At 59.6% G+C, this 25,605-nt stretch carries 23 protein-coding genes; 8 read left to right on the plus strand and 15 right to left on the minus strand.

From position 1 onward, the window contains the following. Positions 1-383 precede the first annotated feature (383 nt). From ACH2ED_RS02645 to ACH2ED_RS02660, 4 genes are read left to right on the plus strand one after another with little or no spacing between them, the layout of a single operon-like run. A complete protein-coding gene (locus tag ACH2ED_RS02645) occupies positions 384-1,514 on the plus strand; it encodes a Gfo/Idh/MocA family protein (protein ID WP_395088653.1) in 1,131 nt (376 codons plus the stop codon). Then, on the plus strand, positions 1,507-3,840 hold the full coding sequence (locus ACH2ED_RS02650; protein WP_395088654.1) for a GxGYxYP domain-containing protein: 2,334 nt from the start codon (positions 1,507-1,509) through the stop codon (positions 3,838-3,840). Before ACH2ED_RS02645 ends, ACH2ED_RS02650 begins: the two co-directional genes overlap by 8 nt. After that, positions 3,837-4,568, plus strand: coding sequence for an SDR family NAD(P)-dependent oxidoreductase (locus ACH2ED_RS02655; RefSeq protein WP_395088655.1), 732 nt, complete (start codon positions 3,837-3,839; stop codon positions 4,566-4,568). Before ACH2ED_RS02650 ends, ACH2ED_RS02655 begins: the two co-directional genes overlap by 4 nt. A gap of 10 nt (positions 4,569-4,578) precedes the next feature. After that, positions 4,579-5,358, plus strand: coding sequence for a sugar isomerase domain-containing protein (locus ACH2ED_RS02660; RefSeq protein ID WP_395088656.1), 780 nt, complete (start codon positions 4,579-4,581; stop codon positions 5,356-5,358). On the opposite strand, the gene ACH2ED_RS02665 is transcribed toward ACH2ED_RS02660, so the two are convergent. Then, a complete protein-coding gene (locus ACH2ED_RS02665) occupies positions 5,355-6,719 on the minus strand; it encodes a sulfatase (protein ID WP_395088657.1) in 1,365 nt (454 codons plus the stop codon). The two genes, ACH2ED_RS02660 and ACH2ED_RS02665, sit on opposite strands and share 4 nt — an antisense overlap. Further along, positions 6,719-7,093 (minus strand): methylglyoxal synthase, encoded by a 375-nt coding sequence (locus ACH2ED_RS02670; protein WP_395088658.1) that lies wholly within the window; start codon positions 7,091-7,093, stop codon positions 6,719-6,721. The genes ACH2ED_RS02665 and ACH2ED_RS02670 overlap by 1 nt, the downstream gene beginning before the upstream one ends. Before the next feature lie 40 nt (positions 7,094-7,133). On the opposite strand from ACH2ED_RS02670, the gene ACH2ED_RS02675 reads away from it, so the two are divergent. Then, entirely contained in the window at positions 7,134-7,733 is a 600-nt protein-coding gene (locus ACH2ED_RS02675; protein WP_395088660.1) for a hypothetical protein, read from the plus strand. 48 nt (positions 7,734-7,781) lie between these two features. Here ACH2ED_RS02675 and ACH2ED_RS02680 read toward each other — a convergent pair whose 3' ends face one another. The 7 genes from ACH2ED_RS02680 to ACH2ED_RS02710 form a co-directional block, all read right to left on the minus strand. Next, on the minus strand, positions 7,782-8,618 hold the full coding sequence (locus tag ACH2ED_RS02680) for a phytanoyl-CoA dioxygenase family protein (protein ID WP_395088661.1): 837 nt from the start codon (positions 8,616-8,618) through the stop codon (positions 7,782-7,784). A 21-nt stretch (positions 8,619-8,639) separates the two neighbouring features. After that, positions 8,640-9,428, minus strand: coding sequence for an SDR family NAD(P)-dependent oxidoreductase (locus tag ACH2ED_RS02685; RefSeq protein ID WP_395088663.1), 789 nt, complete (start codon positions 9,426-9,428; stop codon positions 8,640-8,642). A gap of 74 nt (positions 9,429-9,502) precedes the next feature. Continuing rightward, positions 9,503-13,354, minus strand: coding sequence for a glycoside hydrolase family 2 TIM barrel-domain containing protein (locus ACH2ED_RS02690; RefSeq protein ID WP_395088664.1), 3,852 nt, complete (start codon positions 13,352-13,354; stop codon positions 9,503-9,505). Continuing rightward, on the minus strand, positions 13,351-13,566 hold the full coding sequence (locus ACH2ED_RS02695) for a peroxidase (RefSeq protein WP_395088665.1): 216 nt from the start codon (positions 13,564-13,566) through the stop codon (positions 13,351-13,353). The genes ACH2ED_RS02690 and ACH2ED_RS02695 overlap by 4 nt, the downstream gene beginning before the upstream one ends. Before the next feature lie 105 nt (positions 13,567-13,671). Then, positions 13,672-13,965: a hypothetical protein gene (locus ACH2ED_RS02700; protein ID WP_395088666.1), complete on the minus strand. Its 294-nt coding sequence runs from the start codon at positions 13,963-13,965 to the stop codon at positions 13,672-13,674. A gap of 3 nt (positions 13,966-13,968) precedes the next feature. Next, on the minus strand, positions 13,969-14,829 hold the full coding sequence (locus tag ACH2ED_RS02705) for an ABC transporter substrate-binding protein (RefSeq protein ID WP_395088690.1): 861 nt from the start codon (positions 14,827-14,829) through the stop codon (positions 13,969-13,971). A gap of 3 nt (positions 14,830-14,832) precedes the next feature. Then, positions 14,833-14,967 (minus strand): hypothetical protein, encoded by a 135-nt coding sequence (locus ACH2ED_RS02710; RefSeq protein WP_395088668.1) that lies wholly within the window; start codon positions 14,965-14,967, stop codon positions 14,833-14,835. Between the two features lie 97 nt (positions 14,968-15,064). On the opposite strand from ACH2ED_RS02710, the gene ACH2ED_RS02715 reads away from it, so the two are divergent. Next, the gene (locus ACH2ED_RS02715; RefSeq protein ID WP_395088669.1) at positions 15,065-16,348 is read left to right on the plus strand and encodes a hemolysin family protein; all 1,284 of its coding nucleotides are present in this window, start codon (positions 15,065-15,067) and stop codon (positions 16,346-16,348) included. A gap of 12 nt (positions 16,349-16,360) precedes the next feature. Then, complete coding sequence (locus ACH2ED_RS02720; RefSeq protein WP_395088670.1) at positions 16,361-17,605, plus strand: diguanylate cyclase; 1,245 nt, start codon at positions 16,361-16,363, stop codon at positions 17,603-17,605. Here ACH2ED_RS02720 and ACH2ED_RS02725 read toward each other — a convergent pair. From ACH2ED_RS02725 to ACH2ED_RS02740, 4 genes are all read right to left on the minus strand, one after another. Then, the gene (locus tag ACH2ED_RS02725) at positions 17,602-19,467 is read right to left on the minus strand and encodes a ribonuclease E/G (RefSeq protein WP_395088671.1); all 1,866 of its coding nucleotides are present in this window, start codon (positions 19,465-19,467) and stop codon (positions 17,602-17,604) included. The genes ACH2ED_RS02720 and ACH2ED_RS02725 overlap by 4 nt on opposite strands. Before the next feature lie 64 nt (positions 19,468-19,531). Then, on the minus strand, positions 19,532-20,044 hold the full coding sequence (locus ACH2ED_RS02730; RefSeq protein WP_395088672.1) for a GtrA family protein: 513 nt from the start codon (positions 20,042-20,044) through the stop codon (positions 19,532-19,534). Between the two features lie 40 nt (positions 20,045-20,084). Beyond that, complete coding sequence (locus ACH2ED_RS02735) at positions 20,085-21,233, minus strand: tetratricopeptide repeat protein (protein WP_395088673.1); 1,149 nt, start codon at positions 21,231-21,233, stop codon at positions 20,085-20,087. After that, entirely contained in the window at positions 21,234-22,595 is a 1,362-nt protein-coding gene (locus tag ACH2ED_RS02740; protein ID WP_395088675.1) for a replication-associated recombination protein A, read from the minus strand. A gap of 68 nt (positions 22,596-22,663) precedes the next feature. On the opposite strand from ACH2ED_RS02740, the gene ACH2ED_RS02745 reads away from it, so the two are divergent. After that, a complete protein-coding gene (locus tag ACH2ED_RS02745; RefSeq protein WP_395088676.1) occupies positions 22,664-23,164 on the plus strand; it encodes a VanZ family protein in 501 nt (166 codons plus the stop codon). Positions 23,165-23,167: 3 nt separating this feature from the next. On the opposite strand, the gene ACH2ED_RS02750 is transcribed toward ACH2ED_RS02745, so the two are convergent. Together ACH2ED_RS02750 and ACH2ED_RS02755 are read right to left on the minus strand one after the other, a co-directional pair. Continuing rightward, complete coding sequence (locus ACH2ED_RS02750) at positions 23,168-24,133, minus strand: DUF6777 domain-containing protein (protein WP_395088678.1); 966 nt, start codon at positions 24,131-24,133, stop codon at positions 23,168-23,170. Between the two features lie 119 nt (positions 24,134-24,252). Beyond that, a complete protein-coding gene (locus tag ACH2ED_RS02755) occupies positions 24,253-25,554 on the minus strand; it encodes a thymidine phosphorylase (protein WP_395088679.1) in 1,302 nt (433 codons plus the stop codon). Between the last annotated feature and the right edge of the window lie 51 nt (positions 25,555-25,605).

Genomic DNA, 25,605 nt, shown 5'->3' on the forward strand with positions numbered 1-25,605 from the left:
TTACAGCCTTCAATCTGGCTCGTTATTTCAACCTCGTCTTAGGACGTGATCTGGCTGAGGTCGCTCGATATGCCGTCTGAGAAATTAGCACACCCCGTACCATTATAAGGGCATGACCGATTTCATCAAGGCTCTGGATATGTCTCAGCTCGTCGTAACCGCACTCTGACAAGGTTCCTGAACGTTGAGCCATCTCCCCGCGCTCCGTTCGTTCCTCACTCCACGCGACCCTCTTCCTGTTTCCCGCTTCGCGGAGGAAGAGGGTGAATCTCTAGAGGCCCATTCATGGGTCTTGCCGCAACAGCAGGCCCATTTATGCGCCTGTCCCCAAATGCGTCCGCCCCAAAAAGGAAATCCCACCGCCGCCGCCGAACGGTAGCGGCATGAGCGACGAGAAGACGACCGACGATTACGCGCTGAAGGCGAGCGAGAAGCCGCGTGTGGCCGCGCCGGAGCTGCCGTACCTGCCCCCCAAACCCAAACATTACTCCCCGAAGATCGGCCTCATCGCCTGCGGTGGGATCACGCAAGCGCACCTGAGCGCCTACAAAGCGCAGGGCTACAAAGTCGTGGCGCTCTGCGATGTAGATATCGAGAAAGCTGAGAAGCGTCGGGCGGAGTTCTACCCCGAGGCGCAGGTGACGACGGACTTTGAGGACATTCTGCGCGATTCCGAGATTGGAGTCGTGGATATTGCGTCGCACCCGCGCGAGCGTATCCCACTGGTCGAGGCGGCGCTGATGGCTAAGAAGCACGTGCTCTCCCAGAAGCCCTTTGTGCTGAGTTTAGACGAAGGCGAGCGGCTCTGTGCGCTCGCCGATGCCAACGGGGTGAGGCTGGCGGTGAACCAGAACGGGCGCTGGGCGCCGCATTTCTCTTATATCCGTGAGGCCGTGCAAGCCGGGCTGATCGGCGACGTGATCTCCGTACATGTCGGGGTGCACTGGGATCACACCTGGGTGAAAGGCACGGCGTTTGAGAGCATCCACGACCTGGTTTTCTACGACTTCGCGATCCACTGGTTCGACTTCGTGAGCACGCTGATTCCGGGCAAAGCACACTCGGTCTACGCCACCCGGGCTCACGCCGCCGGGCAGACTATCGGACCTCCGATGCTGGCCCAAGCGCTCGTCCAGTTCGACGGTGGGCAAGCATCGCTGGTATTCGATGCTCATGTCAAGCACAGCTCGCTGGACCGGACGTTTGTCGCGGGAACCCAAGGCACCCTCACCAGCACCGGCCCGGATCTCGGAACGCAGACCGTCACACTGATTACGGAGGCGGGAATCGCCACACCAGAGCTGACCGGGACGTGGTTCAACGACGGCTTCAAGGGCACGATGGGTGAACTCCTCTGCGCCATTGAAGAGAACCGCGAGCCGCGTAACTCGGCGCATAGCAACCTCGCCAGCCTCGCGCTGTGCTTCGCCGCCATTGCCAGCGCCAACACCCACCTGCCTGTCACTGTAGGTAGTGTCCGTCACCTGCCAGAAGGAAGTGTCCCCCTTGCCTAAGATCGCGATCTACCACGAACCGAGCTTTCCCCTCAACACCGTCAGCGCCCAGCTCGAGGTCACACGCCTCGCCGACGATCTCCGTGCCGCTGGGATCGAGGTCGAACTTCTGGATACGGCGGCCCTAGCGGACTCCCCCCGATTCAACACCACCCGTTTCTCGGCCCTGATCCTCCCACACGGAAACAACTATCCGGAGTGGGCTTTTGACTTTCTTCGCGCTTTTCACCAGCTCCAAGGCTCACTCATCACCACTGGAATCCCCTTCACACACCCCGTCGTGCGGCGGGGCAACGAGTGGGTTGATCTTGGGCACCAGGATGCGCCCGCCCGCTATGGTGGGGGAGGTATCGGACTCGCAGGGTTTGGTGGACCGGGCAAGACTGTCGCCCCCGCAACCATCGCGACCGGCGATCCGCTACGGCTCAAAGGCATTGTCACCGAGACTGCCGTGCCGCGCCCTGCGCCACAGTGGCTCGATCCCAAGTCGCTCCCCAAAGGCGTGCGCCTCATTCCCGCACTGGGTGAGCCGGATCGCCCCTTGGTCGCGCTACTGGTGCACGAAGCGGGAAACTTCAAAGGCTCGGTCGATGCATGGACCTACCGCCTGAGCCAGCGCGACCGTGAGGGCTATGAGGCCCGCCAGCTCATCGCACGAGCCACGGTGATGGTGCTCGCGCTCAAGGGAGCTCTGACAGAAAGCGAGAAGGAACGGGCTTTTGCTAAGCTCGATGCCCTGCCGCGCCCGGCAGTCTACACAAACATCGTGCTTCCCAAAGTGCCACGGCGCTACGCAACCTTCCAGCCCAAGATGCCGCCGCCCGCCCGTCAGCTATTGGTGGCCGATATCCGCAAACTCACACCCGATGAGAAAGTGCTGCTGTTCTCGCTTCAGGGCCTAGTGAACCGCACGAAGCCCCGAATCTACTTCCTCACCGACGACGACGATGCGCTCTGGCTGGACGAGCTGCAAAAGCAAGGCGCGACTGACAAGCCGCTTACCGTCAGTGATCCGTTCTCGCTTCTGGAGACTTTCAAGAAAGAGTACCGCGGCGCGGTACTCTGTGACGCAAAAGTCTACGCCTCGCCGTGTGTTGCCGTAACACTGGCGGGGCAAGAGAACCTGCTGGTTTGCAAGACACCCGAGCTGGCAAAACGGCTGAAGCTGACGGTGAAGCAAGACCTGCGTGGGAAGTTTTCGGGCAACGCCGCTGCGCTGCGCTATATCCGCACCAAGCTAATCTCCAAGCAAGACCCCTACTTGACCTGCAGCCTCGACCCGTCGCGCTTCGATCAGGGCGGGCTGGACCATCTGATTGCCGCCAAAGCATCGGTGTTCTGGATCACAGGCCCCAAGGCGGCACACCTGCCTGGCGCGGACATGGCGGCGGAGCTGGAGGAGCTGCGTGCGTATCTGGCAAAGCTTCCCCTCGGAGCCGTGGTGCGTGGGTTCTGGTGGCACGGCGACGGCATGGGCCTGCAGGAAGACGATGGCGTCGCGCTGGGGAGCCGCTTTGGGAAGATCACGCTGGTCAGCGATCTGATCACCAATCTCTCGGTGCACAGCGGTGTCCCCGCGACAACACTCAAGCAAAAGCCACGCCCTGCGCCACCGAAGTTCGACCCGACCAAGGTCTATGTCTGCTTCACCATGAGCGATGGCGACAATCTCTGCACCTGGCGTGGCTACTTCCGCCGCTACTTCGAGGACCCGGTGCGCGGCCAGATTCCCGTCGGCTGGGGCATGGGGCCGACCCTCCTTGATCTTGCTCCCACTTGGGCACGCTGGTACTACGAGCACGCCACCCCGAACGACGAGTTTATCTGCGACGTTTCTGGTGTGGCCTATATCTACCCGCCGTCGTGGGGCACGGCGCTGAGTAAGACAGACCGCGACGCGGCGTTTCGCTATTTTTATGGCCGCACCCAAGAGTACATGGCGAAGATGGACATGAACACGGTGCGCCTGATGGACGTGGACGCCGCCGATATCGCCAAGGTCGGCACGCTCATGCCCAAGACCACCTACCTCCTCCCCGACTACGGCCACGCAGGAGTCACGAACTACCACGAGCTGACCTACAAACTCCCCACCGGCCAGAGTGTCTTCCGCGCCGCCACCAGCGGCAGCGGCCCGGAACACTTCGCCCAGCAGATCCGCGACCGCGCCGGGCAAAACCGCCCCGCGTTTATCAATGCCTTCATCTGGAACTGGGGCTCCAAGCTCGGCGATCTCAAGAAAACCCTCGAAATCCTCGGGGACGGCTTCGTCGCCGTCACGCCATCGCAGCTACAGGACCTCTATAAACAAATGGAGAAGTCATGAATGTTCTCATCACGGGCGCGACGGGGATTGCGGCGGCGACGGTACGGTTGGCGACGGCGGCGGGGCATCGGGTCTTTGTGACAAGCCTAAACGCCGATGACTGCGTAGCGCTGGGTGTACCGTATCTTGCCGCTGATCTGACGGACTCTGCGCAGGCGGACGCGGCGGTGGCGGTGGCGGTACAGACGCTGGGGAGCCTTGACGGAGTGTTCTGCGTGGTCGGGGGCTCCGGGCGGCGCTTTGGGGATGGGCCACTGGATGCTTGCACCGACGAAGGTTGGAGCCGGACGCTGGCGCTGAATTTAGACACGACGTTTCATATCGCCCGTGCAGTTCTGCGGCAGTTTCTCGCCCAAGGAAGTGGGGGGAGCATTGTTCTCACGGGCTCCGTTCTCGCCACGCACCCGGAGCCGGGGAAGTTTGCGACCCACGCCTACGCCGCGAGCAAAGGCGCAATCACAAGCCTGGTCACGACGCTGGCGTCTTACTACGCGCCTCAGAAAATTAGAATCAATGCGGTCGCGCCGGGCCTGGTGTGCACGCCCATGAGCCAACGGGCACAGAGCGATTCGGAAATTCTGGAATTCATAAAAACCAAACAGCCGCTTGCGGAAAGCTTGCTCGATGCCGATGCGATCGCAAAAGCCGCGCTATTCTTACTGAGCGAGAGCGCAGCGCAGATCACCGGACAGACGCTCACAGTAGACGGCGGCTGGTCCGTATCGTAGAATGAGAGCGATGAGTCCTACCCTTTCTTATTTGCAAGCGTGCGCAGCGATGGTCGAGACCGTGGCGGCACAAGAAGCCTCGATGCAACAAGCCGCCGCACTCTTCGCCTCCACGATCCTGACCGGGCGCATGGTGCATGTCTTTGGCTCAGGCCATAGCCGAATGATGGTCGAGGAGATGTGGCCGCGCTACGGCTCGTATCCAGGCTGGAATCCTTTAGTCGAGCTCTCGCTGAGTTTCCATAACTTAGTCGTTGGGGCCAACGGGCAGCGCCAAGCGATGTTCCTGGAGAACGTCTCCGGGCTGGCGGCGCAGATCCTGCGCAACTTCGATCTAAAAGCCACGGACTCCGCGCTGATTATCTCGTCGTCGGGGTGCAGCCTCGTGCCCGTCGAGCTCGCCGAGCTTTTCCAGAGCCAGGGGATTCCTGTGGTGGCAATCGTCTCCAAAGTCCACGCGGACGCGTCGGCGAGCAAGCGCAGCGATGGCAAGAAGCTGATGGACTTCGCGGAAGTTGTCTTAGACACGGGTGCTCCCATCGGCGATGCGATGGTGCAGATTCCGGGGATGGAGATGAAGGTCGCGCCAGGTTCTACCGTGGGCGGCGCAATGCTGATCAACTGCATGAAGGCCGAGACTGCCAAGCTGCTCACCGAAGCGGGCCAGCCGCCTCGAGCGCTTGCGGGTGCGGTAGTGGTAGGCGCAGAGCGGAGCGTGGAGATCTTCCAAGCCGCCTACGACGAGCACGCGCACCGGCTTGCCAAGCTCTTTGAAAACGTCGGGCGCTAGCCGTGCCAGAGTTTGCTGTCGTTGAAGTAATCTGGGGTTTTGGCGGCAAGCTCGCGCCCATCGCGTCCGGGCTGCGTGTACTTGGCAAAGAATACCTCCAGCCGCTCCCGTAGCTCTTTCACTATTGCGGCGTTCTTGGGATCACCAAGCACGTTCTTTGTCTCCCGAGGGTCGCGCTCTAAATCATAAAGCTCATCGCCGGTGGCTTGCGGGGCGTAGCGGACGATCAGCTTCCACTTGGGTGTCCGGATCATGCGTGCTGTACCGTACTCACAGAAACTTGCATCGGTCCACTTCATGTCCACGGCATTTCCCAGCAGGCCGAGATAGCTGTGCCCTGGACCGTCGTAGTTGTTTACCGAAACGCCCGCCGCCCCGAGCACTGTCTGAAACAGATCGCAGTGACTTGCGGGAGCGGCGCTCACCGTGCCGGGGGCGATCTGCCCGGGCCAGCGCAGGACACACGGCACTTGGATGCTCTCATCGTAGAAGTTTGGCGGCTGCGTGGCGTTGCCCTTGAAGTACAGACCGTGGTGGCCGTTCATGTGCCCGTGATCGCCCGTGTAGACCACCAGCGTGTTGTCCAGCTCCCCGATTCCGTCGAGATAGTCGAGAACTAGGCCCACTTGCTCATCTATCATCTCGACGGCGGCGTAGTACTGCTCCAATCGCCGCCGATGCTCTTTCGCCTCCGGGAGCTTGCCCGGCACCCGCACCGCGTTACCCACATACTTTTCCTTGGGAATGTCCTCAAAGGTGTCTTTAGCATGGCTCGTCACCAGCCGTTCCGGGTGCTGCGTGAACGGCGAGTGCGTGTCCACGTGGCCGACAAAGCAAAAGAACGGACGGGATTTATCGCGCCTTTCTAGAAACTCCAGCGCCTTTTTCGTCACAAACGGCGCACGGTGGCCTGTGTGCTCCACGGGCACGCCGTTGTGCATAAACTTGCAGACGCCTTTATGGGGGTACTGCTCCTTGTTCTCCCCTAAATAATCGTCGAAGCCCGGCTGCTTCTCCCAGCTCGCGCCACAGTGCCATTTTCCAAAGTGCCCCGTCTGGTAGCCAGCGCCTTTGAGGCGCTCCGCTAAATTGACCTCGCCCTGCAAGCGAATCTGCGGACGCGTCGGTTCCTGAATCCAGTCGTGAATCCCGTGCTGGCTGGGCATACGCCCCGTCCAAAAACTCGCACGGGCGGGCGAGCAGACCGGCCCCGGCGTGTAGGCATGGGTCATGCGCGCTCCCGTGCGGGCGACAAAGTCCATCGCGGGGGTGTGTAGCTCTTTATTGCCCGCACAGCCCATCGCCCACGATCCGTGGTCGTCGGTCAGAAACACTAAGATATTGGGTTGCTTCATCGTCATTACCTAAGATTATCTACCAGCATCTCGGCTGTCGCTAAGTTGGTTGCGAGCGGTACATTGTGAATATCGCAAACTTTCATCAGAGCCGAGATATCTGGCTCGTGCGGGTGCGCGGTGAGCGGGTCACGAAGAAAGATCACGGCGCGCACCTTGCCCTCGGCGATCAGTGCACCGATCTGTAAGTCTCCCCCACGCGGCCCCGAGAGCACCCGCCGCACGTCGAGGCCCGTCTCGGCTTCGACAATCCCCCCCGTGGTCGCGGTCGCCACTAATGGCAAGCCCTCAAGCTGTGCTTTGTGCCGCCGCACGAAGTCCGCCATCACGTCTTTTCGTCCATCATGGGCGATCAGCGCCACATAGTCCGTTGGTTGCATGCGGCTATTTTACCTGGATCGGAAACGGTATACTGAAAACATGGCCTACTCGAACTTCACCGATCTCTCTGTTTTGCGACGGGAGTTTGGCCTGAGCGTTACCTTCCAGGCCCGACTTTTTGAAGGGGAGTATGCAGCGACACCCAGCGACTTTCTCCGAACCGCGCTCTACGAATACGAGCCTCTCGCGCTAGCGATTGGGACAGAAAAAGCCCGCTCAGAGCTGCTCATCATGCCTATTCTCGCCGAAGTCCGTCGCCAACGAAATCGGGAGATCAGCTTATTCTCGGGCGTGGACTTCAATGTAGATGCCGAGCGCGGGCTCAATGGCTACTGCGACTACCTGCTTTCTCGTGACAGCAACCCCTACTCTATCCATGCGCCCGTGTTTGCCGTGGTCGAGGCCAAGAACGAAAAGATTAACCTTGGCCTCGCTCAGTGTGCGGCAGAGCTAATCGCCGCCCGCATCTTCAATGAGCGCGAGGACAACCCACTCCCGGTTCTCTATGGCGCGGTGACCACCGGAAGCAACTGGCGTTTCCTGCGGCTTACGGGCGATTACCTAGAGATAGACGGCGACGAAGAGTACCTGCACCCCATCGAGCGCCTGCTCGGAATCTTGCTCACGATTGCTGGCTAAAACCCCCTTCGCGGAGCCGGAGGGGGTCGCGCGAAGCGCGGGGGGAGGTTATTTTGCCTCTTCTGGCGAGTGCTCACGGAGCCAGACACGCAGCGGCACGTCGTCGTCGGTGGGCGAGAAGAAGCCGTTGCAGTTGGTACCGTAGCCCAGGAGCTGCTTGCGAATCGGGTCAGACTGCGGCCAGAGGTCTTTAACCGTCATGTCGTCTTTGGTGCGAATCCACCGGTAGCCGTAGCCATAGAAGAGAATCTTGCGGGTGACATCGCTCCAGTTCGGGCTCGCGGTGTGCCAGAGCCGACGGTCAAAAAACACGGCAGTGCCGGGTTTAACGCGCACCGGGATCGCGCCCTCAGGCTGACTGAGTTTATCTGTGGGGAGCGCAAGCGTGTCGTTTAAGTGACTGCCTGGAATGATCCAGAAGTTGCCCCGCCCCTCCTCACTGGTGTCCGAGAGAAAGTAGGCCACCTTCAGCGAAAGGCGCGGGCGTGGGTGGCTCTCCATCTCCTGGTTCACGCGCCCACTGTCCTGGTGCCAGCCAAAAGTCTTGCGGTCGCGTGCCTTCCCTGACGGCGGCGTGATGATTAAGTGCGCGTGATATAGATAGATATTCCAGCCCAGAATCCCCCAGACTTTGGGCAAGATCTTCTCGTAGTCCACTAAATCCGCGAACTCCGGGGCATCGGGGATGAAGTTGGGATAGAAAAGTGCCGCGCTCGGATCGAAGCCGTTCGTGAGCTTCGTTGTATATGCCGCATCGGTGAGTGTGGTGAGGCGTGTGATCTGGTCAGAATCAAGAGCGTTCTCCACAATTAAGTAGCCCTGCTCGTTGAAGTGCCGCCGCTCATCGTCGGTGAGGCGAAACTGAAGTGCCGTTGTTTCCATCATGTTGTCCTCCTTGGTCTCCGTCTACGGATTGTCCCAGCTTCCGCCCGCCAGAAAGCCCCCGTCAATAGCGATAAGCTGACCTGTGATGTAAGACGATGCGGGCGAGGCGAGCAATAGAGCAGTGCTGACCAGATCGTCGGGGACACCGAATCGGTGGGCAGGAATGCGCTGCATCAGCCACTTGACTTTCTTTTCGTCGGACATCATCCCAGCCTCAGTGAGCGGCGTGACAATAAAACCAGGGCAGAGGCAGTTGACCTGGATATTATCCTTGGCCCACTCCACCGCCAGTGTCTTGGAAAGCTGCGCGATCGCGGACTTGGTCATGCCGTAAACGGCCACATTGCCCAGCCCAATGTAGCTGGTCATCGAGCCGATCTGAATGATCTTGCCACCACCGTTTTTCTTCATCAGCGGATACGCCGCCTGCGAGAGAAAAAAAACGCCGTCTAAGTTCACCGAGAGAATGGTTCGGTAGTCGTCCTCCGTGAAGTCGGCGGCGGGCTTGCGGCGGTTGATCCCGGCGTTGTTGACGAGGATATCCAGTCGCCCTAGCTCGCTCTCGATCTGCGCAATTAGTCCCTTGCACGCCTCAGGCGTAGACAGATCGGCGGGCATGATCACGGTCTTGTCTGGTAGCCCAATCTCTGTCGCCAGCGCTTCAAGCTTCTCTCGTCGTGTCCCATTGAGGATCACAGTTGCGCCCGCCTCCGCGTAGGCCCGCGCAATCGCCGAGCCAATGCCACCACTCGCACCCGTCACCAGTGCGATCTTGCCATCTAAACCAAAAAGTGTCTCTAAAATTGCCATATACTTACCCCCTCCCCCCCGCCCAGCGGGGGAATAAGAGGGATTTTCCTTTCAGTTCCCCCGTCGGACGGGGGTTAGGGGGCGGTTAGCAGATTCAGCTCCGCTACCGCCGACCAAGCCTTACCACCGACCTCGGACTTTGCGACCAGACGGACGAAGCGTGCACGGGTGGGGTTGGTGAAGAAAACCCGCTGTAGCTTGGTGGTGTTGGGAAAACTCCCCGTGTGTGCAGGGCTCCAGCTTCGCCCATCGCGACTTACTTCAAGCGTGTAGTTGGCGATGCGCCCATTGGCCTGGCCCTGGCGCGGGAGATACTCGAAGCCCAGGAGTGTTTGCTCATCCTCCAGGTTGATGGTTAGGGTGTGCGGCGGAGCGGGCTCGCGCTGGCTCCACTCGGTGTGCCAGAATGTCTCCGAGTCGCCGTCAAAGGCGTTCTGAACATCGCCCTCGCTGGGCTCGACACTATCGGCGCTCACCCGCCAGCCAGAGCGGCTCAGGCGTGCCACCGGAATGATCTCGGGCAATGTCGTGGTTATCGTCTCGCTGGCAGGGAGTCCGGCAACGAGGGCACGCACCACAAGAGTCGTCGCGCCGGATGCTAAGAACGGCCCGGTGTAGCGCTGCTCCGGGCCACCGTTAAGGCTGTAGTTTAAAACGGCCTCGGGCAGCTTGTGGGAGATCGTCACCTGGCCATCTTCCCCCCGTACCACCAGCGGGGCAGCGGTAATCGGCAGGCGGCGGCGGGCCACACTGGCAAGCTCGCCGAGCTTCGGGTTGTAGGGGCGCAGCGAGAAGCGCAGCCGTGCGGTGGTGTCGAGCTTGCACAGGTACTTGCCCAGCGGGCCGGGGCCACACGATGCCCCCCCAAGCCCCATCTGGAGCCAGTCTATACAGAAATTCACCTCGCTGCGCGCAACGAGCTTGTTGTACTTCTTCTCTTCCCCCTGCCGATGGCGAGCGTTATCGAGATCCTCGGGCAGAAAATGACTCGCGGACATCGCCAGCGGCTCGTCCTCGGCGACAATTAAAAGCCCTGTTTTCTCCTTGTCGAGTAGTGCGGACCAGCGACAGTCCTCTTTATTGCCATTCTCCTGGGGGCGGACATAGGCGATGTACTGATCCTTCACCAGCCCACTCCACAGCCCAATGTCCATTGCCGCCTTACGATCCGGGTAGGACTCACTGGGGCCGTGCCCAAGCCAGGTAAAATTGCTATAGCTGACCGGAGCGGAAAAGCGTGCTCCCAAGCGCGGCAGCGACGGCAGGTTCCCAATCGGATCGAGCCGCCAGTCCACCAGCACCGTGCCATCGCGTAGGAGCGTGTAGAGCGCCGTCTGCTCAAAGCCATTGCCCTTAAAGCCCAGCCACTTCGCCTTGACCGTCACCGTGATCGTTCCCCCATCAGCGGAGTTCTTATAGCTAAACGACTCCACGGTCGGGGTGAGGCTGGAGAGCCCCGATTCGAAAAAGCTCGTCCGTAGCCAGCTATCGTTGTCGGTCAGGGCGCGGTAGACATTGAGCGAGAGGCCACGTCCCGAAAGAACAAGCTTCTTGTTATGAGTGAGTTTCTCTAAAATCCCGGTGTCACGATTGAAGACGAACTCAAAATTGGCACCATTACGGGAGAAAGCGATACGCCCGGGGCCAAACTTCTGAAGATCAATGATCCACTGCCCGCGAGCATCGAGCGGTGCCAAGGCAATAAACGGTGCGGGACTCGGCTGCCACGGGAGCTTGAGTTGCTCCCAAGCAATCTCATAATTCTCCTCAGCCCATTCCATCCGCGTGTTCACCAAGACGGAGACCTTAACAAAGTACTCGGCACCAGGCTTGAGATTGGGTTTCTTCAGTGGCAGAGTGGCACTGACGCTCTCACCCGCCGGGCAGCTTAGGGAGGGCAAGTTACCGCTGGCAATCTTCTGACCGTCTTCGGTGACCACGTAGTGCAGGGTGTATTCCTTAAGATCGGTGAAGCTGAACCTGTTGGTGACACGGATGCGGCCCGTAGCCAGATCCTCGGCAACAATCTCGATATTCTGGTAGCACTTCTTGACTTCGTAGAGTTTGGGCGTGATCGTGCGGTTGGGTGTCACCAGCCCATTACAGCAAAAGTTACCGTCGTTGGGCTTATCATCAAAATCGCCGCCGTAGGCAAAATAAGACTCGCCACCGGGTGCTTTCTTGGTCAATCCCTGATCCACCCAGTCCCAGATGCAGCCCCCCATAATGCGGGGCGAGCTCTCAAATGCCGCAACATACTCCACAAGATTACCGACCGCGTTGCCCATGGCATGCGCGTACTCACACACAAAGAAGGGCTTGCCAGACTTGCGCTTGCCCTCACCGATAATAGAGTCAACGGTGGGGTACATCACACTGTCTACGTCCGTGACGGAGTTATCACGCTCGTAGTGCACGGGCCGCGACGGATCCAGGGTGTGCACCAGCTTGGCGGTAGCGGCAAAGTTGATGCCCGGTCCAGCTTCGTTGCCCAGCGACCACATCACGATGCTCGGGTGGTTCTTGTGGGTCTGGAGCATGCGCTCGGTGCGGTCTAAGTGCGCTTTCTGCCAGGCCACATCATGCCCGAGGCTCTCTTTGCCGTACCCCATACCATGGCTCTCGATATTGGCCTCATCAATCACATAGAGTCCGTAGCGGTCACACAGATCGTACCAGCGGGAGTCGTTGGGGTAGTGGGAGCAGCGAACGGTGTTGATATTGAAGCGCTTCATCAGCCGAATATCCTGAACCATGCGTGCTACGGAGAGCGTGCGGCCTGTATCCGGGTCGTGCTCGTGGCGATTCACTCCCTTGATCTTGACGGGCTTGCCATTGATGGTAAAGACGCCTGTTTTCCACTCGATCTTGCGGAACCCCACGCGCGTCGAGGTTGCCTCTTGAACCACTCCACTATCATCTTTGAGCGCTAGCACCACCGTGTAGAGAGTGGGCGTCTCCGCCGTCCACTTCGCCGGGTTCTCCACTTTCAGCCGCACCTCAGCACTGCGCTCCTGGCCGCTGGGGAAGCTATCGAGCAGCGCCTCGGTCAGCCCGATTCGTTTGCCCGCTTTGTCGTAGAGACTGACCTCAACTTTACGGCTCCCCGAACGCTCACCAGAGAGATTACGCACCCAGACCCGAGTCTTGAGCGTGGCATCTTTGTACTTTGCATCGAGCTCTGGCTTGCAGAAGAAATCGCGAATCTGCACTTTGGGAGTGGCATGCAGCCAGACATCGCGAAAGATCCCTGAGTAGCGGAACATGTCCTGGTCTTCTAGGTAGCTGCCATCACACCAGCGATAGACTTCCACGGCAAGTAAATTCTTGCCTGGCTTGAGGTACTTGGTGAGACTAAACTCCGCCGGGTCTTTGCTGTCCTCGGAGTAGCCCACTTTCTTGCCGTTCACCCAGAGATAAAAGGCACTATAAACTCCCCCAAAACGAATATAGACCTCGCGGCCCTCCCAGGTCTCGGGAACTGTGAACTCCGTGCGATACGAGCCGACCGGGTTGTAGTTATGAGCGATAAACGGAGGGTTCTTAACATGGGGATAGGTAATATTGGTGTAGATCGGGATACCGTAGCCCTTAAGCTCCCAGCACGAGGGCACCGCAATCGTCCCCCAGCTCTTATCATCGAAGCTTGTCAGAAAGAAGTTCTTGGGGCGGTCATCCGGCTTGCCGACCCAGTGGAACTTCCAGTTGCCGTTTAGAAGCTTAGCAAACGCGCCAGGAGCCTCGCGGGTCACCCCCCCGGCGGCCTTGACACTATCGAAGCTAGCCATCTCGGCGCGGGGTGCTTCTTTGTTGATCCCCACCACCGCCGGGTTTTCCCAGTCGAGAGTCTGAGCATGGGACATACCCACAACAAATCGCGCAAGCAGCGCAAGGAGCACAAGCGGCGCTAAGACGGAACGCATCATGGCTTCATTGTAGCACGTCCCACTCTGAGCCCTTCTTTCCCAACACCAAGCCCATCCGCGACCCGGTTGATGTAGTTAAACCAGGAGGCAATCAAGTTCACTTGCAAAATCCCGATGTCATCAAGGCCCACGGCGCGTAGGGTTTCTAAGTCGTCGGGCAGGATCCTGTAGGCATGGCGCGTGAGCTTCTCGACATAGCCCAGTATCGCCACGTCGCGCTCAGAGAGCCCTGGAGCCGTGCGCCAGTCAGACTTAATCGCCTCGGAAAGATCACTATCGAGTGTCTCGACACGCAGAAACTCCGCGTGAGACTCCGTTCAGTAGAAGCACGCATTCAGCGACGAGACCGTGGCGGCGATCAGCTCGTGCTCGCGGCGTGAGAGCGGAAGCTCAGGGCTCATCAAGACACCAAACGTGGAGAAGGCATGCTTGAGCGCCTCGGGAATGAGCGAGTGCGACGCCACAATGCTCTCATCGAGCACGGCCTGGGGGAGGTGTTGCGCACTCTCGGGGCTCCCGCCATACGCAGCCGGGTAGAGCGGGCGCTGCGCCATCATGGCCTCGCGCACGGCTTCGGATTCTTTTGGGGAAACGGTCTTGATCCACGGCATGTTTTATTTCACATCAATCTTGGCGGCTTCGATTTTTGCGGGAATAAAAGAGCGATCCAAGATATCCTTGAGAGGAAGCGCCTTCTTGATAATTCCGGTTTTCACGGCCATATCCATGATGATCTGCATCTCCGGGTCGGTGGGCGTGAGCTGGCGGTAGCTGACGCGGCCCGGGTCGTTGAGGACGAATTTAATAAGCTCCTCTTTTTGCTTGAACTTGGGCGCGGCCACTTTGGCGGCCTCGCTGCGATGAGTCTCGGCCCACTCCCCCGACTCGGCGATTCCACGGACGAGATCACGGACGACCTCGGGCTTGTCTTTGGCCAGATCGTCGCGCACGACGAGGACGCAGGAGATGAAACGCGGCCAGATGTCTTTAGCATGGTAGAGCACGCGGCCCGTGCCATCAAGTTCGGCCTTGGCAGCGTGGGGTTCCCCAACAAAGTAGGCATCAATGGATTTTTGCGCCAGTGCTGTAGGCATATCCGGGGGCGGCATCTCGATGAACGTTAAATCGCTCTCTTTGAGCCCCTGGTCTTCCATAAGCTTATGGATCACAAGATACTGGTTGGAGAACTTGCTGGGAATGGCAATAGTGCGGCCTTTGAGATCGGCGAGCGACTTTGCGGGATCGTCTTTGCGCACCATCACGGTGGAGCCATCACGGTGGCCCAGGTAGACAATCTTGCAGGGGACGCCATCGGCTTTGAGCTTCATGGCCATCGGGGCAATCATAAATGTGGCCTTGAGCGCACCGGTGCGCAGAGCATCAGCGACCGTGGGCCAGTCTGTAAAGCGACGGGACTCGAACCGAGTCCCTGAGGTGCTGGTCTCCGAGGCAAAGGCGGTGACCGGGCACGTCAGATGTCAGGTAACGGGCAGAAAGCCCACTTCGAGCGTCTCGCGTGGGGCCTTACCCGAGCTACCTTCGTGAGGAGTTTTAGGCGTGCAGCCTGCCAGAAGAAGTGCCGCCGCCAGTCCAAAAAAGTGAGAACGTTGCATGCGGCAATTGTATCCTCTTCTGTTCTTTGTCTGTCAATTTCAACGGCTCAGGGCAGGGAATTTGCACATCTGGTACAATTGGAACAATCTAAAATCCGTGGATAACTTTTTAAAGCTGCTCTTTGCCCTCTTGCTCGTTTTCTTGACCGCCTTTTTTGTGGCGGCAGAACTGGCCCTTGTGAAAGTGCGTACAACACGCCTAGAGGAGCTGGCGGCGCGTAAAGTGTTCGGAGCCGAGCGTGCCCTGGAAGCGGTGCGCCATATCTCCCACTACCTGCACGCCACCAAGTTTGGGGTCATGGTTTGCGCCGTGGTTCTAGGCAGCGTGGGGCACGATGTCGTGCATGCGTTTCTGAAGCCCGTGATCCATAGCCTGCCTGCCTGGGTGGTTACTGTGCTGATCCTGGTTATCGTCACCCTGGTTGAGTTTGTTCTGGGCGAGCTCGTGCCTACCACGATGGCGATCAAAGACGCCGAGAAGATTCTGCTGAAAACAATTATTCCGCTGGATATTTTCTACCGTGTCTGCAAGGCTCCTCTGGCCGCAATGGGTAAGCTCTCCTCACTGATTCTGCTTCCCTTTGGCTACCGAAGTGGGCACAACGACGAAGGGATGCACTCGGAGGCGGAGATTAGGCTGATTGTAGAACAAAGCGGTGAAGGGGGTGAGCTGGGCGAGGAAGAAGTTGGACTGGTGCACCGTGTCCTAGACTTCGCGCACCGACAGGCCAAAGAGATCATGGTACCGCGCCCGGATATTGTCTTCCTCTCCACCGACAAGCCCCTCACGGAAAATCGTAAGATCGCGGAGAACTCCGGCTACACGCGCTTCCCCCTCTGTGAGGAAGGCTCCACCGACGAGATCATCGGGATGATTCATATTCGGGATCTGTTGCGCTTCAAGAGTGGCGACCTACTCAGCATTGTGATTGACCTGCCCCGGGTGCCAGAGACCAAGCCGATTGATCAGCTTCTGCGCGAGCTCCAGCGCCAGCGCCAGCACATGGCCGTGGTCGTAGATGAGTTTGGAGGCACGGCGGGAATCGTCACCCTCGAAGATATTCTAGAGGAAATTGTCGGCGATATTATGGATGAGCGCGACCCGACACGGCCCGAGATTGAGTCCGGCAGCGATGGGACTTATCTCGTGGATGGCCGAATGCCTCTGGAGAAGTTGGAGCGCCTGCTGGAGCTGACGGGGCCCGATGAGGAGCCCGATGTCGAGACAATCGGGGGCTGGATACTTTCCCAGACCAGTGGTGCACCGCGTATCGGTGAGCAAGTGGCCTACGGTAATGCGCAGCTCACGGTGGTCGAGACTACCGGACGGCGTGTACGTAAAGTACGGGTGCACTCTCCAACCACACCTAATCAGGGGTAGAATAGTCGTATTATGGCCCTTTCGCCGCAGCTCGCCTCTATCCAGGAGGAGCCCTCCGCTTCCAACAAGCACGAGTCCACTCGCTCAGAGCGTCCCCCGACCAACGCACGGTGGCTTGGCCTTCTGATCCTCACCGCACTCGCGGTTGTCGTCGGCGAATCGCTAACTGAGCGCGGCGCTTCCCAGGTTGCGGAGGAGCAACGCCTGCTCAGCCACGAGCTTAGGCTCCAAGGTCAGATCAGCAGTGTCGCCAGTAAGCTAAGCGAGGCGGAGCTTTGCCAGGCTGCCTATGTGGGAACCGGGCGCCCCGACTATGCCAAGCGCTTCCGCCGCCTCCGTGAGACACTGGAGAAAGACCTCAGGGAGCTGCGCGCCCCAGGTACTCTCGTGCAGGCGCAGCAGCAGCGCTTCACTCAGCTCCCGGAGCAGGCCAGAGCGTACTTAGGCCACTTGGAACACGCCGCCACGCTCCGCGAAGCACAGCGGCTACCCGAGGCATTTGCCGCTCTTCAAGCCAGCCAGCAGGAAGGTAGCGCCCTGCAGGCCAGCGTCTCTCAGGTACAAGAAAGCAGTCTGCGGGAGAGTCGTCTGCGGGAACAGTCGCTTCGTCTGGACAACCAGCGCCAGCGTGCGGAAGCCATCGGGCGAGCCGCTCTCTTTACTCTGGCCTTACTGGGAGCCTACTTACTCCTGCGCGTCGAACGTCGCCTCCAGATCCAGCGCCTGCGCACGCTCCAGAAAGAGAACGAGCGTCTGCGCGAGCTCACCGAGGAAGATGGTTTGACGGGCCTGAGCAACCGCCGCGCCTTCGATTCGCGCTTAGACATGGAGTGGCAGCGTGCCCGACGCTACCAGCTCCCGCTCTCCGTGGTGGTTCTGGATGTGGATAGCTTCAAAAGCTACAACGACACGTTTGGGCATCCGGCGGGCGATGTGATTCTGCGGCGCATGGCCAGTGCTCTCGCCCAGACCGCCCGGCTCTCCGATACGGTTGCCCGCTACGGCGGCGAGGAGTTTTCGCTGATCCTTCCGCACACCGACAGTACCGAGGCCATGATTGTGGGGGAGCGCCTGCGTGCCCTGCTGCTACGCTCAGAGTGGCCCAACCGCCCGGTCACGGCCAGTATCGGTCTGGCCACCCTGACGGACAGTATGGCAAGCCCCGAGAGGCTTGTGGATGCCGCCGACAGTGCGCTTTACTTCGCCAAGGAGCATGGCCGCAACCAGGTCGTGCACTGGGAGACACTCCCCCGCTAAGCAGCGGCTTCGGTGCGCTGTCCGCCACGGCGGCGACGGCGGCGGCCACGGTTGTCGTCCGTGGCAGGTGCTTCTTTTTCACGGGGAGCAGCACGGGGCGGTTCGGGCTTGGGCGCGGCGGGAGGCTCGTTGCCACCGCCGCCACTGCCGCCCTTGCCCTGCACTTCGCCAACGGCAAAAGAGCGGCTCACGGCGGCGAGGCGGACACGAACCCCGTGCCCAGGCTGGCGCCCCGTCGGTGGCACAAAGACAATGATGCCGCCCTCCGTGATGCCCGCCGCGACCGGAGGCGTCCCATCACTAATGGTCAGCACCCGCGCGTCAATCATCTGCCCACGCTTGATCGTGCCGTAGCGCCGGTCAAAATCGTCTAAGCGCCCCGTGGTCAGCTCGTACTTCTCATGGTGGCCCAGCTCATTGGCACGAATATAGATTCCCCGCTCCAGCGCGTGCTCCAGCTCCTCCAGCTCGGAGCCATCCTCGCCCACCATTGCCGCAGCGACCAGAGGATGGCAGCTCACCAGGAACGCCTCACCCTTCTCGCTGCGTGCACGCCGACGTAGCTCCCGTTCGATATTCAGGGCGACACTCTGCGGAGACGACACCCGGCCCGTTCCGGCGCAGTAGGGGCACATCTCGTCCATCTGCTCGTTGATCGTCTCGCCGGTGCGCTTGCGGGTCATCTCAATCAGCCCCAGCGGGGAGATATGACTGACTTTACAGCGGTTTTTATCGGTCTTGAGCGCACTCTCAAACGCCTGCTCAACCTTGCGGCGATCCCCGGCATTGTTCATATCAATGAGATCAAGCACGAGAATGCCACCCATATCACGAAGCCGCAACTGACGCGCGATCTCACTGACAGCCTCTAGGTTCGTCTGGACAATCGTGTCGTTGAGCCCCTCGGTCTTACCTCCAAACTTGCCGGAGTTCACATCAATCGCCGTGAGTGCTTCCGCCTGATCAATGACCAGATAACCGCCAGACTTGAGCGGAACCCGTCGCTTGAGGAAGCGCTCGATCTCGCTCTCAATGGCAAAGTGCTCAAAAATCGCCTTGTCGCCATCGTAAAGAACCACGCGATCTTTCAGGCTGGGGCCGAAAAAGTCGAGAAGCTCGTGGGCTTTTTTGTACTCAGCGGCGGAGTCCAGATACATCTTCTCAACATCGGAGCCAAACGTGTCTCGGAGAATACGCAGCAGGAGAGTCAGATCGGCGTGGACAAGATTAGGCGCGGGCGTTTTATTGGCCTTGCCCCGAATCTCCGCCCAGGTCCGCTCCAGAAACTCCAGATCCTGGCGCAGCTCACGCTCGGTCTTGCCCTCGGCTTCGGTGCGGACAATCAGGCCGTAGCCAGGCTTGCGAATGCCCTCGATGATCTTCTTCAGCCGATCCCGCTCGCGCGGATCGTCTATCTTGCGTGAGACCCCCGTGGAGTTCTCCTCCGGCATGAAGACCAGGTAGCGCCCCGGCAGCGAGATGCGGGTGCTGACCCGGCTTCCCTTGGTGCTCCGTGCGCCCTTAGTAACCTGCACCAGCACCTCTTGTCCACGACGTACGAGATCCCGGATGGGCGTGTGCGAGCGTGGCCGTCGCCCCCGTCGGTCAAAGTTGCCTTCGTCGTCTAGATCGTCGCCGCCGCCGCCCGGAATGATATCCCCCGCATAGAGAAAAGCGTTGCGATCCAGCCCGATATCCACAAAAGCGGCATCAATTCCGGCGACGATATTATCCACGCGCCCCTTGTAGATGCTCCCCACCACACGCTCATCGCGCTCAATATGTAACTCTATCAGTTGTCCGTCTTCGCGGACAGCGATACGCGTCTCACGCGCGTCGCTATTGACAATAATTTCCTTCAAAACCTATCTCCTATCGGTGCACAGGGCAACACTGCCGCACGCACCAACAAATCAACACTTGTATTTATTCAGAGTCCGCCCCATCGGAGGGCGTCTTTTTAAACGTCCACAGCCGGGCGGCTGTAAAATTCCAGGCGACCACAATCACGGTAGCCACCACTTTTGCTCCCAGCAGCACGAACGGGCTAAACTCGCTCTTGCCCTGTCCGGTCGCGATTATCTGGAGAATCTCACTTGTTTCTCGGTGCGTATGCATCATTCCCAGACGCATTGCCAGCACAATCGCCGACGTCATGATGGTGAGGTTTAAGCCCCAGCCCACCACGTTTGTTGCCAGAAATTTTGGGTACTGCTTCCTGGTATCTCTCTGGCGATCCTGAAAGGTCCAGCGACTGTTCCAGAAATACCCATTGGTAACCGCACAAAGAAAAGAGAGCGTCCCTGCCACCGCCACAGGCAGTCCTACATTAAAGTGCAGCCAATATAATAAGCCCGCATCAATAATAAAAGAGGATAGCCCGACGAGGCAAAACTTGATCAGTTGCCGAACGCCGGGTCGTTGCAGTAGCGATAGCACACGCCATTATAACACGTCGCACTAGCTGCGTTAACCCACACTAGCCCCGCGCCTCCAAAGCAAGCTGGCGGCTCTTGAGGGCTTGTTGCTTAAGTACCGCCTCGATGGCATCTGCTTGCTCTTGGTAGTAGTGCGCCTGCTCCGGCTCCACAGCAGCCAGACCACGCAGCACCCGTGGGAGATGACGCCGTGCGCCCGTCTGATTGGCCTGCTCCAGCACTTCGTGAAATGTTCGACGGGCTTCGGGCAGTCGCTCCTGGCTCTGGTAGAACACTGCCGCCTGACAGAGTGTCTCCAATCGTCGCTCTAAGTCCCCCAGCCGCTCGGTGCGCTCCAGTGCCCGGGTAAACGCCGCCTCGGCTGCCTCCGGCATACCCAACTCGTTACAGATCGTCCCTAGGTGAACCAGCAGCGAGAGTTCCACCTGACGGTCCTCTCCACCACTTGCCAAGGTGAGTGCTTCCTCATTGACGCGTAGCGCCTCCTCGATTCGCCCCCCTTTCAAGTAAACCTCACAGAGAGCAGCGAGCAAGTGAGGGCGGATATAGTTGTTGCCCAGAGTCTTCGCTAGGGCCAGACAGAAACTTAGATCCGCAGCGGCTCCCTCAAGATCCCCCACCTCCCGCTTGATCCCTGCCACATTGGCAAGACAGAAGATCTCGTAATCCGCGAGCTGGTTATCACGCGCCATTTTCAGCCCCGCGAGTAAGAAAGCCAGCGCCTCATCGTAGCTTCCAAGCTCCAGACAGAGCGCCCCTAAATTGTTAAGAACGGCGACCTCCCCCTGCTGGTCGCCCTCGTCCTGACGCAGGCGACGTGCTTCGAGAAGAAGTGCCATCGCTTCGGCGTAGTTGGTCGCTTTGCGCTGGAGCGTGCTCAACCCCAAAAAACAGCTTGCCTCGATCTCCCGCAGTCCCTGCTCCCGGCTCAGTGCGAGAGCAGTCCGGTAGTCGGCCTCTGCCCCCTCTAAATCAGCCTGAATCAACCGACAGATGGCGCGGTAACGGAGTGCTCCCGCCTCGCCTGGCAGGTAGCCCAGCGCACGGGCTGCCTCATAGGTTTCCTCGGCCAGCTCACGGCAGCGCCCGACATCCGTCTGAGCGAGCACCTGTGCCAAGCGATTGGCCGCATCAATACGCTCCACAGGGCTCTTTGCCTCGCGCCACGCCGCTTCCCGTATCTCTAGCATTTAACTCGCCTCATCGCTTTTATCGCTCCAGAGACGCTCAAGGCGCGCCTTAATCTTCGCTTCGACACCGTTTTCCGTCGGCTGGTAGTAAGGCTCTTTTTTCTCAGGGAGCCCCTCAGGTAAGTAGCGCTGCCGCACAAAGCCCTCGGGATAGTCATGAGGAGAGAGATAACCAACTCCGTGCCCAAGTGACTGAACTCCTTTCGCGTGGCTATCACGCAGGGGCTTGGGTATGCCCGAGAACGCCGCGTTGCGAATGTCGTCACGTGCTCGCCCCAGCGCCTTAGTACAGGCATTAGACTTGGGAGCCGCCGCCAGATAGAGGGTCACGTGTGCCAGGTTCAAAGCACACTCGGGCATGCCAATAACCTCGACAGCCTGAAAACCCGCCACAGCGAGGGGCAGCGCACTCGGATCGGCACAGCCAATGTCCTCCGATGCTAGAATGACGAGGCGACGGGCCAGAAAGCGCGGCTCCTCTCCGGCTTCGAGCATACGAGTCAGATAATAGATCGCCGCATCCGGATCGGAGCCCCGGATACTCTTGATGAGCGCGGATGCCATGTCGTAGTGCGTGTCGCCAGACTTATCGTAGCCAAGGGAGCGCTGACCAACGGCCTCCTCGGCGTCCGCCAGAGTAATGACTCCGCTCTGTGCCAGCGCCGCCGCCAGCTCCAGTGCCCCGAGTGCCGAGCGTGCATCTCCCGACGCCGCTGCCGCGAGGAACCCAAGCGCTTGGGGTTCTAGCACGAGTGATCTTGCTCCTAGCCCGTTTTCGGCATCGGTCAGAGCCCGTGTTAGGAGCGCCGCGAGATCGTCCTCACTCAGCGCCTGGAAGGGATAGAGCCGTGCCCGCGAGAGCAGTGGCGCATTGACAGAGAAATACGGGTTCTCCGTCGTCGCGCCGATCAAAATCACAGTGCCGTCTTCGACATGGGGCAAGAAAGCATCTTGCTGGGCCTTATTGAAGCGATGGATCTCGTCCACAAAGAGAAGCGTGCGCTGCCCGTAGGCTTTATGGCGCTCCCGCGCCGCATCGATAAGCTTGCGCACCTCGGCGACTCCCCCCGTGACGGCGGAGAAGCTCTCAAAGTGACAGCGTGTCGTGCGTGCGATCAGCGACGCGAGGGTAGATTTCCCACAGCCCGGCGGCCCCCAGAAGATCGCGGAGCGCAGCTCATCACGCTCAATGGCCTGCCGCAGCGACTTCCCGGCGGCGAGCAGATGTGCCTGCCCAGCCAGTTCATCCAGGAGACGAGGGCGCATACGGGCGGCAAGGGGTGCATCCTGACGCGGTGCAGCTTCCCCTGTGTGTGGGGAGAGTGCTTCCGAAACGGTAATTACGGGTGAAAAAAGATCCATTCCTGCGCCGACTTAAGTATGCCCCACTGTTTGCCTATCTAAACCAGTTTAACATATACTTACAGACAATGCGCCGCTTTGTTCGTTACACCCTCCCCCTCCTGATCTGGATGGGGTTTATTTTTACGATGTCGGGCGATAGTGGCTCCGCACAGCACACCCGGCCTCTGATGCATAGCATTCTGCGTAGACTCGCTCCCTCGCTAGCGACGCAGCTCACTCCCGCCCAGGTGGATCGGATTGATTTTAACATCCGTAAGACGAGCCATGTTCTGGAATACTTGCTCCTCGCACTCCTGGCCTACCGCGCCGCTCGAAGCGGCAGCCCCCACTTTCGTAGCCGCCACGTAGTTCTCCCGCTGGTGCTGGGCATCGGCTTTGCCGCCAGTGACGAGTGGCACCAGAGCTTTGTCCCATCGCGCTGGGGAGTGGCCGCCGATGTGCTCTACGACAGTTTTGGGGTCACTCTGGGGACACTGCTCAGCCAGTGGCGCGAGCAGCTCCAGCACGAAAAACAAAGCAGGCTCGCTCTCCGAGAGAGCGAGCCTGCTGGGAGTAAATCCGCCTAGCGTTTATTTTCGGCGGCGCAAGAGAGGCAAGCCAGCCAGGCCCAGTGCGGCCAGCAAAAGTGTCCCTGGCTCGGGTACGGAGTTCACGCCGCGCGCTCGACTTGTTATGGTGCCTGTCGTTGACGCCAGAGCCCCTGGCTCAAGCGCCGTCGCATTCTGCTCCGTTTCCACCGACACGGGCTGCTTCACGGAGCGCACCACAGCGCCCGCAATTCCTGCAAGCGGCAGAAGCGGCAGTCCTGTGCGAGCAATCTTGTTGAGTGGCGCCGGAACGGGCTTGGGCTCAATAACAGGCTTAGGAGTCGGCTTGACAGTGGGTACTACCGGCTTAGGAGTTGGCTTAACAAAGACCGGGTCTGGGGGCAGGTTTAACGCCACTTCGCCGCCCGGGAGGCCTTCGAGTCCCGCTGGTGCTTGCAGGTTAGAAGCCACTTGCTCAAGACCACTGGGAACCTTTCGGCTGCTCACCGTACTGGGCTTGGGCTTCTCTTTCAGCACAGGTGCCTTGGGCGAGAGGGGGTTAGAGCAGATCCACTTCAGAACCGGGCTGCCATCACGGGTCGCCCAGACACGGGTTCCCTTCTTGAGAGACATTTTCTTGCCGTAGATCAGGCCCGTTTTTGTCACACCATAGTTGGTTACCGGAGTATCCTGGGGCAGAATATAGGGAACCAGCGCATCTTCCACAAAGCTAACAACACGTTCCTCAGGTAGGCCGAAGTGCTTGGCGATATTGCTGCGGAAAATCTTATTGGTCTTGAGCGACTCCACCAGAGCATCGGTAGTGAGCACGGGCTCGTTCAGGAACCGGTCTCGCCCCGAAGTAACACGCTGAGATGTAAAAGCGGGCAACACCACTCCCGAAGGAGCACTGGTATCTCGACGCTGTGCATACGCCGTATTCGTGTTCAAAACACCCTGCACGAGAATCAAACTCAAGATTGTATAGGTATTAAAGAGGGTCTTCATTTAGGTTTCTTCCCTTGTCGTTGAAGAATATCACAAAAAGCTTGCCACAAATTCGGGCACGGTAGAAAACCCGTATTTATACTGCCTCAAACCCGTATTTTTACCACTGATTGAGTTTATTAGTTTATACAGCACAGCACTAAGGGCAGAACATGCCTCTGGATTCTACCGATCTCAAGCGCAGCAATAACCTCGCCCTTAGCGGCATTAGCAGCCTCGGTGTTCCGAGCATGGACACGCGCGAGAGTCTGCCCAAGTGCCACAGGATCGCCCACCTGGATAAATAGCTCCAGTCCCACTGCCGGGTCTATTGTGTCCTCTTTGCGCACTCGTCCCCCACCCAGCCGAACGACCAGCTCGCCGAGGGCTTGCGCGTCAATGCGCTGGAGATACCCCGCCTCGGTTGCAGCAACGAGTTCACTGTAGGGTGCCTGAGGAAGCGGCGCTCCGCTCTCTGCCCCCTGGGCCGCCACCAGTGCCTCCCAGACATGCCGCGCGGCCCCGGACTCCAGCGCACTTTGTGCTCGCCGCTGCCCTTCTTCGAGCGCGACTCCTTGCGCTAGGGCGATGCCGTGCGCCGCCAGAAGCAGGCACAGCTCCCGCAAGCGTGGCTCCGCTAGGGCAGGGCTCTTTAGAAGCGCACTCGCCTCCTGCACTTCCAGCGCATTGCCAATCGTGCGTCCCAAGGGTTGGCTCATGTCCGTCACGAGCGCCGTCGCCCGCCGTCCGTTTGCAACCGAGCCCGCCACAAGCGCCTCCGCCAGCGCCACTGCCTCCGCTTCTGTTTTCATCAGCGCGCCACTGCCCACTTTTACATCAAACAGAAACGCCGGAGCCCCCCCCGCCAGCTTCTTGGAGAGAATCGAGGAGACAATCAGCGGCAGGCACGCCACGGTCGCGGTAGCATCGCGCAGTGCATAGAGCTTCTTGTCCGCCGGTGCCAGAGTCGCCGTCTGCCCGACAATGCACGCGCCAATCGCTCGCACCTGCGCGAGCATCTGCTCCGCGCTCCGCTCCACGGAGAGCCCCCTAATTGCCTCTAGCTTATCGAGAGTCCCTCCTGTGTGACCTAGCCCACGCCCGCTCATCTTGCAAACCGGGACGCCCGCCGCCGCCAGAATCGGGACGACGATCAAGCTGGTCTTGTCGCCGACCCCGCCGGTGGAGTGCTTGTCCAGTGCGCCTGGAAGCTCCGTAAGATCAAGCTGCTGCCCGGAGCGCGCCATCGCCGCCGTCAATGCCGCCGTCTCGTCCGCGCTCATCCCCCGCAGGTAAATCGCCATAAGTAGCGCGGCTGCCTGATAATCAGGAATCACGCCGCTCGTGTAGCCCTCAATGAAGAATGCAATTTCTTCCGCCGTCAGCACAGCGCCGTCGCGCTTTTTGGCAATAATTTCAGGGACATGCATACTGACCAGCATACCCTGCCTTCCCCTGTCTCTCTCCCTGCCTTCACCCGCTCAGTAGTGGAA

Origin of the sequence: Armatimonas sp. (assembly GCF_043757465.1) — a bacterium.
Classification (GTDB): domain Bacteria; phylum Armatimonadota; class Armatimonadia; order Armatimonadales; family Armatimonadaceae; genus Armatimonas.